At 39.9% G+C, this 12,049-nt stretch carries 12 protein-coding genes; 10 read left to right on the top strand and 2 right to left on the bottom strand.

Annotated elements, in window-relative coordinates; genetic code table 11:
- Nucleotides 1–23: 23 nt before the first annotated feature.
- The 8 genes from AACZ73_RS11240 (at nucleotide 24) to AACZ73_RS11205 (ending at nucleotide 7,656) form a co-directional block, all read left to right on the top strand.
- On the top strand, nucleotides 24–1,286 hold the full coding sequence (locus tag AACZ73_RS11240) for a replication-associated recombination protein A (protein ID WP_339877869.1): 1,263 nt from the start codon (nucleotides 24–26) through the stop codon (nucleotides 1,284–1,286).
- A 127-nt stretch (nucleotides 1,287–1,413) separates the two neighbouring features.
- Entirely contained in the window at nucleotides 1,414–1,863 is a 450-nt protein-coding gene (locus AACZ73_RS11235; RefSeq protein ID WP_339877867.1) for a MarR family transcriptional regulator, read from the top strand.
- 57 nt (nucleotides 1,864–1,920) lie between these two features.
- Nucleotides 1,921–2,925, top strand: coding sequence for an NAD(P)/FAD-dependent oxidoreductase (locus AACZ73_RS11230; RefSeq protein WP_339877865.1), 1,005 nt, complete (start codon nucleotides 1,921–1,923; stop codon nucleotides 2,923–2,925).
- A 15-nt stretch (nucleotides 2,926–2,940) separates the two neighbouring features.
- Nucleotides 2,941–3,261: a 2Fe-2S iron-sulfur cluster-binding protein gene (locus tag AACZ73_RS11225; protein ID WP_283411734.1), complete on the top strand. Its 321-nt coding sequence runs from the start codon at nucleotides 2,941–2,943 to the stop codon at nucleotides 3,259–3,261.
- A gap of 331 nt (nucleotides 3,262–3,592) precedes the next feature.
- Complete coding sequence (locus tag AACZ73_RS11220; protein ID WP_339877864.1) at nucleotides 3,593–4,672, top strand: AbiH family protein; 1,080 nt, start codon at nucleotides 3,593–3,595, stop codon at nucleotides 4,670–4,672.
- Nucleotides 4,669–5,118 carry an SgcJ/EcaC family oxidoreductase gene (locus tag AACZ73_RS11215; RefSeq protein WP_339877862.1) on the top strand — a complete coding sequence of 150 codons (450 nt, stop codon included), beginning with the start codon at nucleotides 4,669–4,671 and terminating at the stop codon, nucleotides 5,116–5,118. Before AACZ73_RS11220 ends, AACZ73_RS11215 begins: the two co-directional genes overlap by 4 nt.
- Nucleotides 5,119–5,257: 139 nt before the next feature.
- Entirely contained in the window at nucleotides 5,258–6,790 is a 1,533-nt protein-coding gene (locus AACZ73_RS11210; RefSeq protein ID WP_339877860.1) for a M20/M25/M40 family metallo-hydrolase, read from the top strand.
- Nucleotides 6,791–6,909: 119 nt separating this feature from the next.
- Nucleotides 6,910–7,656, top strand: coding sequence for a diphthine--ammonia ligase (locus AACZ73_RS11205; RefSeq protein WP_339877859.1), 747 nt, complete (start codon nucleotides 6,910–6,912; stop codon nucleotides 7,654–7,656).
- On the opposite strand, the gene AACZ73_RS11200 is transcribed toward AACZ73_RS11205, so the two are convergent.
- Nucleotides 7,646–9,553 carry a TIGR00341 family protein gene (locus AACZ73_RS11200; protein WP_339877857.1) on the bottom strand — a complete coding sequence of 636 codons (1,908 nt, stop codon included), beginning with the start codon at nucleotides 9,551–9,553 and terminating at the stop codon, nucleotides 7,646–7,648. The genes AACZ73_RS11205 and AACZ73_RS11200 overlap by 11 nt on opposite strands.
- Nucleotides 9,554–9,705: 152 nt before the next feature.
- On the bottom strand, nucleotides 9,706–11,055 hold the full coding sequence (locus AACZ73_RS11195; protein WP_339877856.1) for an AGE family epimerase/isomerase: 1,350 nt from the start codon (nucleotides 11,053–11,055) through the stop codon (nucleotides 9,706–9,708).
- A 96-nt stretch (nucleotides 11,056–11,151) separates the two neighbouring features.
- On the opposite strand from AACZ73_RS11195, the gene AACZ73_RS11190 reads away from it, so the two are divergent.
- Nucleotides 11,152–11,580, top strand: coding sequence for an antitoxin Xre-like helix-turn-helix domain-containing protein (locus AACZ73_RS11190; protein ID WP_339877854.1), 429 nt, complete (start codon nucleotides 11,152–11,154; stop codon nucleotides 11,578–11,580).
- A gap of 11 nt (nucleotides 11,581–11,591) precedes the next feature.
- Nucleotides 11,592–12,038: an RES family NAD+ phosphorylase gene (locus tag AACZ73_RS11185; RefSeq protein WP_339877852.1), complete on the top strand. Its 447-nt coding sequence runs from the start codon at nucleotides 11,592–11,594 to the stop codon at nucleotides 12,036–12,038.
- Nucleotides 12,039–12,049: the final 11 nt, after the last annotated feature.

Genomic DNA, 12,049 nt, shown 5'->3' with positions numbered 1-12,049 from the left:
TTCTTGAACCTAGATTCTCCAAAATGAATAACACTCCTCTTGCAGAACGAATGCGCCCAACCCGATTGGAAGATCTAATCGGACAAGAACATTTGTCCTCTCCCAAGTCATTTTTATTTAGAGCCATCAAGTCAGGGAATGTACCTTCTTTGATACTTTGGGGGCCTCCGGGTGTGGGAAAGACGACCATTGCCAATATCATAGCGAATGAAATCAAAGCGCCTTTCTATACGTTGAGCGCGATCAGTTCAGGAGTGAAAGATATCCGTGATGTAATTGAGAAAGCGAAGTTTCAGCAGGGAGTAGTTCTCTTTATAGATGAAATTCATCGCTTCAATAAGTCCCAACAAGATGCGCTTTTGGGAGCTGTGGAAAAGGGAGTGATTCGACTAATAGGTGCGACAACGGAAAACCCTTCTTTTGAAGTCAATGCTGCATTGCTTTCTAGATGTCAGGTTTTTACCCTCAATTCTTTGGGAAGAACTGAGCTTGAAGCGATGATTCATCAGGCCTTGGAGCAAGATATTGAGTTGAAGAAAATCAATGTTGAGCTGATGGAAACTGATGCTCTCCTGCGTATTTCTGGAGGAGATGGAAGGAAGTTGTTGAATTTGCTGGAGATAGTGATCGATGGGATAAATGAGGATCCGTGTGTGATCACCGATGAAAAAGTGATGCAGATTGCCCAGCAGAAAGTAGCACTTTACGATAAATCAGGCGAACAGCATTACGATATTATTTCTGCTTTTATCAAATCAATCCGTGGCTCTGATCCGAACGCTGCGGTTTATTGGTTGGCTCGGATGATTGAAGGGGGAGAAGATGTGAAATTTATAGCCAGAAGATTGGTGATTCTTGCTTCTGAGGACATTGGTAATGCTAATCCAAATGCATTGCTTTTGGCTACCAATTGCTTTGAAGCAGTTAAGATCATCGGCTATCCTGAGTCAAGAATTATCCTTTCGCAGTGCGTGACTTATTTAGCAAGTTCTCAGAAAAGCAATGCAGCTTACATGGCTATAAATCAAGCTCAGGCGCTGGTGAGAGAAAAAGGCGATCTTTCGGTTCCGCTCCATCTTCGCAATGCTCCCACGAAATTGATGAAGGATTTGAATTATGGAAAAGCCTATAAGTACTCCCATGATTTCCCGGGAAATTTTGTAAACCAGGAGTTTTTGCCAGATGAAATTAAAGGATTGAAACTTTACGATCCAGGAGAAAATGCCCGTGAAAATGAGTTGAGAAAGTATCTTAGTTCGAAGTGGCAAGGGAAATATGGGTATTAAGAAATTTCACAATTTGAGAATTGAGATTTCAAATTTTAAATCCATTAACCTACAAACCCCATAAAAATTATAGAGAATTGTATTGTCCGTTTATATTTTTCATATATTTGTCACACTAACTATTGGTATGACACAAGAGCAATATTCCAAGTATTCATTTCTACTGGACCGTACGGCCCGTAAAGTGAAGCAATATGCTCAGCAACAGTTCAAATCAGGAGATTTTGATGTGACGGTTGACCAGTGGCTAGTACTGAAAAATCTATCTGAAAATGACCTTTTGAGTCAGACCGAGTTGGCAAACTTGGTATTCAAAGACCATCCCACACTGACTCGAATCATTGATTTGCTTTGCAAAAAAGGATATGTGGAGCGGGTGGCACATCCTCAGGATAGGCGTAGTTTTCAGTTGCATTTGACGGAATCAGGAGTTTCCAAAGTGACTTCTCTACGGCCCGAAATTCTTCAGATTAGAGAGAAAGCATGGGAGAATTTAAGTCCTCATGATTTTGAAGAGTTCAAGAGGATTCTCAACACGATTTATCAAAATCTGAACGGTGAGTCATTTGAGCAGTAAGCAATTATATAAAAAAGAGAACTTTTAACCGGGGAAGCACCCCAAATTTCATACATCATGATCCATACAGACCTTTGTATTATCGGAGCAGGCCCAGTAGGGCTATTTGCAGTATTCGAAGCTGGTTTGCTCAAAATGCGTTGTCATCTTATTGATGCTCTGCCTCAAGTGGGTGGTCAGCTTTCGGAGATTTATCCCCAAAAGCCTATTTATGACATTCCAGGATATCCTGAAGTGAATGCGCAGGATCTGGTGGATAATCTGATGGAGCAGGCAAAACCTTTCTCTCCGACTTTTACTCTAGGTGAGCGTGTAGATCACCTGGACAAGCAGGAAGATGGATCGTTCATCGTGACGACGAGCGACAAAACAAAAGTTCATGCACAGGTAATTGTGATCGCTGGCGGTCTTGGGTGCTTTGAGCCTAGAAAACCTGTCGTAGAAAATCTGGAATTGTTCGAAGGCAAAGGTGTTACTTATATGGTGAAAAACCCTGAAACGTTCAGGGATAAGAATGTCATTCTTGCTGGTGGTGGAGACTCTGCTTTGGACTGGACTATATTCCTTTCCAAGGTGGCCAAAAGAGTTACGCTGGTGCATAGAAATGAGACTTTCCGGGGAGCTCCGGATTCAGCAGCCAAAGTCTTTGATCTTGCAAACAATGGCAAAATAGATTTGATCCTTTCTGCCAATTTAAAAGAGTTGGGTGGTAATGGTACACTTGATTCTGTGACTTTCGTGGACAAGTCTAAAATTGAAATCAAATTAGAGGCGGATTATCTGATTCCCTTGTTTGGTCTAAGTCCAAAACTTGGCCCGATTGCAGATTGGGGATTGAGCATAGATAAAAATGCGATTGAGGTGGACACACGGGATTACTCTACTGGAGTGGAGAGGATCTATGCGATTGGGGATATCAATACTTATCCAGGAAAGTTGAAATTGATTCTTTGCGGATTCCACGAAGCAGCGATCATGATGCACTCTGCATTCAAGTATGTGTATCCAGATCAGAAATTGAGCTTCAAATACACAACCGTTAATGGTGTAAATTCATTTTAATACTATTTTTGCAGCATGGTTAATTTCACTGTAGAAGATCAAGAAGGAAATCGTCAAGAATGCGAAGCACCAGATGACATGGGCTTCAACCTGATGGAAATCCTGAAAGCATACGAATATCCGATTTTGGCTACCTGTGGAGGTATGGCATTATGCGGAACTTGCCACATCGAAGTTTTGGAAGGCAAGGATGAATTGGGTCAGGCCACGGATCCTGAATTGGATCAACTGGAAAACCTACCAGAGTACTTTCCAACATCCCGTTTGGCTTGCCAAATCCGGATCGGAGATGTATTGGAAGGATCTGTACTCAAGCTAAGAGGAGAAGATCAGTAAGCGATACAACTTCACAGTTATCCTGCTTCTCCAGAAGCTGGACATTCGAATCATCTTACTTACTGTAAATATTCTTAAAGCCACTCAGGAATGCGTGGCTTTTTTTTGTGCTTTTTGTTAACCACATAGGACTCAGAGATCGCGCAAAGGGCGCAGTTGTCTTGGATCTTCAGAACCTGGAATTGTCAGGTGTTTCAGAAAAGTGTAAATTACTTCAAACAGAAAAATTTATGACCAAGAGGACAAAACTGATAAAGCACATTACAGAATCTGTTTGTAGAGAGAGTGTTTTTGAGGAGGAACTGAAGAAAGAAATTCATAATTTTTGATAATGAATAGACTAATACTCATTGGAAATGGATTTGATTTAGCGCATGGGCTGGAAACAAGTTTTAAGGATTTTATTTTATCATATTTATGTGATTGCGTAAAATCATTTGAAAATTCCGCTTCTTATAATGATGGTTTAATTGAGTTCAAAGTAAAATTCTCAAGCATTCTTTTTAGGAGTAGTCATGGAGTTAAAGTTGAAAGTGTACTTTCTATTATAGATTTTCTAATTAAGGCAGAAGAATATAATGTTGTTTTCAAATCATCCTTTTTAGAAAGGATTTATCACAAAATAAATGATTTGTCTTGGGTAGATCTTGAATTAGAGTTCTTTGAAACTTTAATTGAAAATCGTAATGATAAATATAATTGGCAAGATTCTGTAAAATCTATTAATAATGATCTAGATTTTTTAAAAGTAAAGTTGATTGAGTACTTGAAAAAAGCTTGTAAAGGCAATTCTATTCAGCCAAGTTTTGAATTAGCTCAATGCTTTACATCCAATATTCAGGCAAATGAAGTAAGGGCTGTAAGTTTGAAACAGGATATTCTTCCAGAAAATCTATACTTTTTGAATTTCAATTATACAGATACATTGTCTCACTACCTTCGTCCGCTTTCAATCCCCTTCAAGGTGAATTATATACACGGAGATTTGAACGAAGAGTACGCAAAGCCAATTTTTGGGTTTGGAGACGAGTTGGATAAAGACTATTTAGAATTTGAAGATCACAAAAACAATGAGCTATTTAAGCATATCAAGTCATTTCAATATCTATTATCTACGAATTATTTCGACTTGACACGATTTATTGAATCTGAGGACTTTCAAGTTCACATTTATGGACATTCATGTGGCCTTTCAGATCGGACAATGCTTAACCAGATTTTTGAGCACGATAACTGCAAGTCTATAAAGATATATTTTCACGAAATAGACTCTAACATAAATGATTTTGTAGAAAAGACGTATGATATAGCTAGGCATTTTAAAGATAAAGTGATGTTCAGGAAAAAACTTGTTCCATTACCTCTTTCTAAGCCCATGCCTCAACCTAAATTAAGCCATAATCCAATATGAAAAAGCTCTCTTTCCTATTACTCCTTGTTCTAATCAGTTCTTCGGCCTTTTGCCAAAACCCTATTGATACAAAAGGAGAATCTCAAGAAATCATTGATTTGATCAGTTCGTATTCTACGGCAAGGGTAACCAAGGATACGGTGTTGCTAAAGGAAATATTGATAGAAGATGTAGATCAGTTAGTTTCTTCAGGTGAATGGCGCAAAGGCATCGCTTCAGCTGTTCAGGGAATGATGCAAAGCTCATCAGAAAATCCTGGAGACCGTACATTGAAGGTAGAGTCTATCCGATTTCTCAATCCAGATGTCGCCATAGTAGATTGCCGATACGAAATCAAAAATGGTCCAGGAACTGTCCGAAAAATGTGGAGCACATTTATGGTAGTGACGGAAACAGAACAATGGAAAATCTCTGCAATACGAAATATGTTGCCGGCTGGGAATTGATTCGTAGACAAATTTTACGCATTCACCGATTTTTACACGAGTATCCATTATGATCCTATTTTTTGGCTTAATTTCACCCTGAAAATTATTTTTAGACAAAAAATCATTAAAAAAATTCGGATACTTAACACATATATGTATGAAGAGAAAATTATTAATCCTGCCAGCATTGCTTTTGGCCGGGATGACTTTCGCCCAGGAAGTAGAGCTGGATGCAATTGAAAAAATCAAAAAAGAAGGCTTAGAAAATTCCAATGTAGAAGAAATTGCATTTCAGCTTGTGGACAAAGCTGGTCCAAGATTAAGTAATTCTGAAGGTTATGAGCGTGCAGCAACTTACGCTGTGGAGCAACTTTCTGATTGGGGCTTAGTAAATGCTGCCACAGAGCCTTGGGGTGAATTTGGCCGTGGGTGGGAAATGGAAAAGAGCTATGTAGCTATGACTTCGCCTTATTATATGCCATTTATCGCCATTCCCAAGGCTTGGACAGAAAGTACAAAAGGTGAAGTTAGCGGTAAAGTAGTTTTCTTGGATATTCAAAAAGAAGAGGACTTTGCTAAGTACAAGGGTAAACTGAAGGGTGCCATCATTGCCATTAAACCTACCGGAACACAGGAGCCTACTTTTGAGCCAGATGCGGTTCGATTTACAGTAGAACAACTGCATGGTATGGAGCATCCATCTCCTCGTGGGAATAGCAGTTATACTCCTGAGATGCTTGCCCAATACAGAGCAGCACGTGAATTTGCCACAAAGGTCAATGAGTTTATCGCCGAAGAAGGTGCAGCTTTAATTATCAAAGGTGTAAATGGTCGTCATGGTACTCTATTCACAAGCAGCCCAAGAGGATATTTGAAAGATACTCCTGAAGGTATTCCCGAATTGGAAACTGCCCCTGAAAACGTGAATTTGATGGCTCGATTGAGCGAGAATGGTGTTGAAGTGGAAGTGGAAGCTGAAGTAAAGACACGATATCGAAATGATGATTTACAAGGGTACAATGTAATTGCAGAAATTCCAGGTTATGATCCCACTTTGAAATCTGAGGTTGTAATGCTTGGTGGTCACCTCGATTCTTGGCATGGAGCAAACGGCGCAACAGATAATGCTGCGGGTTGTATCGTAATGATGGAGGCTGTAAGGATTTTGAAAGCTACAGGCCTTCAGCCAAAAAGAACTGTTCGGATTGCACTTTGGGGTGGTGAAGAGCAAGGGCTACACGGATCTAGAGGATATGTGAAAAACCATTTTGGTGACCGTGAGACAATGGAATTAACTCCAGAGCACGAGAAGATCTCTGCTTATTACAATATTGATAACGGTACAGGAAAAGTTCGTGGTATTTATCTTCAGGGTAATGCAGCTGTGGAGCCGATTTTCAATGAGTGGTTCATGCCTTTGGATGATATAGTAGAAGATCGTACAATTACTATTAGCAACACTGGAGGAACAGATCATCAGAGTTTTGATGCTTTAAGCATTCCTGGCTTCCAGTTTATTCAAGATCCTATCGAATACCGTACGCGTACTCACCATACAAACATGGACACTTTCGAGAGATTGGAACTTGATGATTTGAAGCAAATGGCAGTAGTAATAGCTTCCTTTGTGTACAATACAGCACAAAGAGACGAAATGCTTCCAAGAAAAGAATTACCAAAAAGAGAATAGATTAACCTACAATCAACCAAATCAAACCGGATATAAAGCAATTTGTATCCGGTTTTTTAGTTTGAAAGCTGCGGTTGTCCACAAATGGATTTACTTTTGATAAAGCAAACTTTAAAGTTTTGATCAAAGAAAAAGCACTTTTGAACTGGAGCGGGGGCAAAGACTCTGCACTTACTTTATACAAGTTACAACAGTCTCAGGATTTTGAAATTGCCTGTTTGTTGACAAGTATCAGTGAAAAATACCAGCGGGTCAGCATGCATGGCGTCCGTTCTGAATTGCTTGAAATGCAGGCAAAAAATGTAGGTATTCCCTTGGTGAGAATGGAGATTCCTGATATGCCTTCAATGGAAGTATATGAGCAGACGATGAGGGAAACACTTTCTGAATTAAAAAGGGAAGGTATTACTGCCTCGATTTTTGGGGATATATTTTTGGAGGATTTGAGGACTTACCGTGAAAATAAATTGGCTGAGTTAGACTTAATGGGCATTTTTCCTCTTTGGAAACAGCCGACGCACAGACTTATCCGCGAGTTTTTGGATTTGGGTTTTAAGACCATCACTACCTGTGTCAACGAGAAGTTTTTAGATAAAAGCTTCGTCGGGCGAGTGATCGATGAGGACTTTTTAAAAGACCTTCCTGAAAACGTAGATCCCTGTGGTGAAAATGGCGAGTTCCACACCTTTGTATACGATGGACCAATTTTTAGTAAGCCCGTTGAATTTGAGATTGGAGGAAAGGTGCTGAGAAAATACGAAGCTCCAAAGACCGAAGATGATTCCGACCAGTGCTTTTCCAAGGATAAAGAAGATCCTGCTCAATACGGATTTTGGTACTGCGACCTGATTCCTGTTACTCCTTAGCCTTAGTAATAGGTTCGCCTAATTGTGCTCCAAGTGTTAATTCAATTGATGCTGTTCTACCGATTTTCTCTTCGATTTCTCTCTTGATTTCTTTAAAATCATTTTCATTCAAAGCATCTTCAGAAAGTATAGTTACAGATAGTTTCAGCGGTTCAATTTGTACAACTTTCACCTCTCTAAGTAGTCCATGAGGGATTTCCTTACCACTGAGATCTTGAATAATCATGTTTTCATTTACCATTTTATTGAAGCTCAACCCTAGCGGTAGGGCAATTGCTGCCAATATTCCCAGGCTTATCAATAGACCTCGTTGCGCCAATCTGAAGGGACTAAATCCAAGTATTAGGAACGTCAAAGCTGCTGACATGGTGATGCCAGCTAAGTTGGTGCCTAGCAATAGCATAGCTCCTCCAAAGACTTCCTGATCCATCCACCCGATTCCAATCCCTGCAACAGCCAGTGGAGGTACTAATGCAACTGAAATAGCGACTCCTGCAAGCGTTTTGGAGATTTCCTCTTTGGAATAGGCATACGCTCCGGCTATTCCAGAAGCCACTGCAATTCCTAGATCAAGAAGGTTGGGACGTATTCTAGCAAGAATTTGATCGTTTAGTACTTCCAGTGGAGTTATCAGTGAAATCAAAATTGAGAAGAACAAACCTACAATGAGCCCCCAAAAGATGGTGATCAAACTGTTTTTGATCAGCAAACCATCTTGACGCAGCATGCCCATAGCGAGGGAAATAATCGGCCCCATCAGCGGTGCTAAAATCATTGCGCCTATTACTACCGGAGCAGAGTCGCCAAAAAGTCCGAAAGATGCGATCATCGTCGAGAGCGCCATCAAGACTAAATAGGTAGAGGAAGTTTGAGAATTTGTCCTTAAGAGCGTGAAAAGATCTTTGAATTCTTCAGCAGTGGCATGGCGAACCCAAGGTAAATAGGAGTGAAGTAATTCCTCCTTCAAGCGTCCTGTCGGAAGCTTAGAGACATTGATGGATCTTGGACCTTCAGATTTCTCTTTTTCCTGTATACTGGCTCCGGGAAGAATTTTAACCTTTTCTTCAGTTGCGGTAATTTTTAATTCTTGTTCTTCTTTTTCCTCTCCGTCAATAGCGAACTGAATCGTTTCAGTGGAGTGAATACATGCTTCGCTGGTGGATATATAGCCAACGAATGTTGGAAGTGTACCTCCTTTGATGGGGAAAAAAAGATTCTGTAATCCAAATTGGATTAAGGAGAAAATGCTTTTTGGCGCCAAAATCAACAGGTGGATTCTCCCATCATTCAATCCGGATTGTTCTATCACACGACGAAAAATCAAATTGCTTTCACAGTGTGCCACAGCTAATACTCCCATCGCAGCGATTTCGATTTTGATATCTTCCTCGCCGTTTTTATATGTGATGGTGTAGGGCTTTAGCTTTACCCTACGGAAAAGATTAAGCAACTGAGAGAACCTTGTTTGTACACCTTCGAAGAAATTCTCAGCTCCATTAGAGTAAAGAATACCCAACGAGGTACCGACCACTAAAGAATTAAATGTTAATTCTTCATTTACCCGCATCAAATCTATTTCAGGTATTTCATCAGCTTCTTGGATTTCCTGCCAGGCAGTTTCAAAACTGGTTTTTATTCCAAATCCCTTTTTAGCTTGATCCATCTCAGGATGGGGTAGGAGCGCAACATTTACTTCTCTACTTTTTGCTTGATCGAGAAGTTGGCGAAGCTGAAAGTCAGAAAGTGAACAGGCCAACCATTCGTCTTGACTAAGATTCTCGAAAGACACTTCATCCAAAGAAAGTTTTTTATCAGGTTTGGGATCCATCATTTCGAGCAACTCATCGAGTTTTTCGCTTGTTATTTCCGGATCATATACAAAAGTGATTTTCTTCATTTTGGGTTTAGAGTGTAACGAAAGTTTGATTTTCTTAACTCAATGGGAGTTAAAAATTCCAGCCTGAGCAAATGGAAAGTCTTTTATTTACAAATATTGTTCTCGACTGGGTATGAACTAGAAAAGTTAATTCGCTTTTGAATCCTTTCAAATTACGCGGATTGCTCACTCATTTCTCTCAATCGATCTATACAGTGATCTAATGATCTGTAATGATGGTAAATTCCTTTCCAAATATTCCCTTTTCCTACAGTTTTTAACTCAGGCTGCTTATCCAATCCTCCGGAATACCAGTCACCATTTTCATGATCAATTAAATAAGCATCTGTGTAGTCCCAGAGTTTTAGGAACTTCCCATAATAGCCGTGCGGGTCATTTGGGTAAAGCTCAGCCATCAATAAAAGTGCATTCATTCCCTCGGCTTGAGCCCACCAGTTTTTGGTGTCATGTGTCACACGATAGCCGTCTTTGAAATAATAGCCTTCGTCATAAAAACCGCCTACGCTTTCATCCCAACCATTTTCCAGTGCATGATCAATCATTTTCTTTGCGGTTCGGTGCGTGGTTGAGTCATTTTCCAATCCTAAAACCTTTGATGCCTCAATCATCAAAAAACCTGTTTCCACATCGTGACCAAAGGAAACATGATCAAGATTATGGTGGGCTAATATTACTTCTTCGGTAGAATCTACAAAGGTTACCGGACTCCAATCAGGATAGAGAAAAAGTGTCAAGTTGCCTTTTTCTGTAACAATTTGATCCCGGATCAAAAGTAGCATTTCCTCTAATCGATTTTTGACCAACGGATCAGGCCAAACTTGATACAGTTCAGTAAATGCTTCCAATAAATGGATGGAGCTATTTTGATCTTTATAACCAAGGTCTGAAGTGGAAGGTGTGGATTCTGGTCGGGAAATAGGAGTGCCATCTGGGGCTAAATGCTGATAGTAACCTCCATTTATAGAGTCATGTGCATGTTTGTCTAGCCATAGGAAAGCCTCTTTTGCAAGATCCAAAACAGACTTATCTCCGGATGCATCATAATAGGCAGCAAGTGCAAAGATCCCAAAAGCATTTCCATAAGCTGTTTTCATAGGATTGCCGATCTGATTTCCTTGTTTGTCCACCAACCAATGAAATCCACCATATTCATAATCCCACATTTTATCCCGTAGAAATTCAAATCCGTGTTTAGCACCTGTCTTATAGTATTCAATTTCAGGATACTTTTTTGAAGCTTTAGCATTGGTCCAGACGTGGCGAGACTGGGTGACGATCATTTTCTCCTGCTTTTCTCCTGGCTTGAAGTCGTAAGAAAAATTGCTCAGAAATCCACCATCAACTGTGTCCATAGCCTGAGGATACCATTTGTCCAGCACTTCGGTTTTGAGATGATCTTCCATTTGGTTCGCAAGGATTTCCTTGGGATCTTCTTCCTTTTCAGGTGAATGACAAGCAATTAAAACTGACAGAAAGAGAGTTGAATAATACCTTAAGGGCATGCTGAAATAGTTTTGAAAGAAAACTGATGAATTTAAACAACTTAAGACAAATGTCGTTAAATTTATGACAGTTGTACTTAATATAGCTTATTGGCCATGACTCAATTTACTATTTTTGATCCAGAAGTAGCTTATAGCACTACAGACGATAAGTTTATAAATGAGGTGATAATGCTGGTTAGGCAGGGTATTGCTTTTGAAGACTTTGAGAAATTTGCTTCCAAAAGTGCTTTTTCAACGGAAGAATGGGCAGAGTACCTTCATATATCAGAGCGTACGTTGCAGCGTTACCAAAAAGAGCAGAAGTCTTTTGATTCATTGCAGTCAGAAAAGATTATTGAAATAGCGCTCCTTCAAAAAAGGGGAGTAGAAGTATTCGGGAGCAAGTCAAAGTTTCAGACTTGGCTTGAGACACCTTGTTTGGCTTTGGGGGATTTGGTCCCAAAATCTTTTTTGGATAGCAGCTTTGGTATTAATCTCTTGAGAGATGAGCTGACTAGAATTGAATATGGTGTCCTGGCATGATAGTTTTTCGGTTGAGCAAAAGTAAGTTCTCAAGTGATTTATCAGGAAAAGGAGCTGAATTGGCTAGCGGGAGATGGAACAGCAAAGGAAAAGCCGTGGTTTATACCAGTCAATCTCGAGCTCTTTGTACAGCTGAAATTGCTGTCCATACGCCACTCGGGAACATTCCTAAAGACTACGAAATCGTAGAGATCACGATACCAGATGGAGTTGAGATAAAGGAAATTGAAAATTCGGAATTACCTTCTGATTGGAAATCCATACCACATTCTCACACCACGCAGGAAATTGGAGACGGATTGTTATCCGAAAATAACTTCTTGGTTTTTAAAGTCCCCTCTGTAGTTGTGCAGGGGGACTTCAATTTTTTGATAAATCCTGCTCATAGAAGATTTAGAGAAGTTGAAATCACTTCAATAGATCCCTTTGAGTTTGATATGCGGTTGTTTTCAAAATAGAATCACTGATT

Source organism: uncultured Algoriphagus sp., from assembly GCF_963974835.1.
Classification (GTDB): domain Bacteria; phylum Bacteroidota; class Bacteroidia; order Cytophagales; family Cyclobacteriaceae; genus Algoriphagus.
The sequence above is the reverse complement of the archived record's forward strand: the minus strand, read 5'-3'. Positions and strand labels throughout refer to the sequence as shown.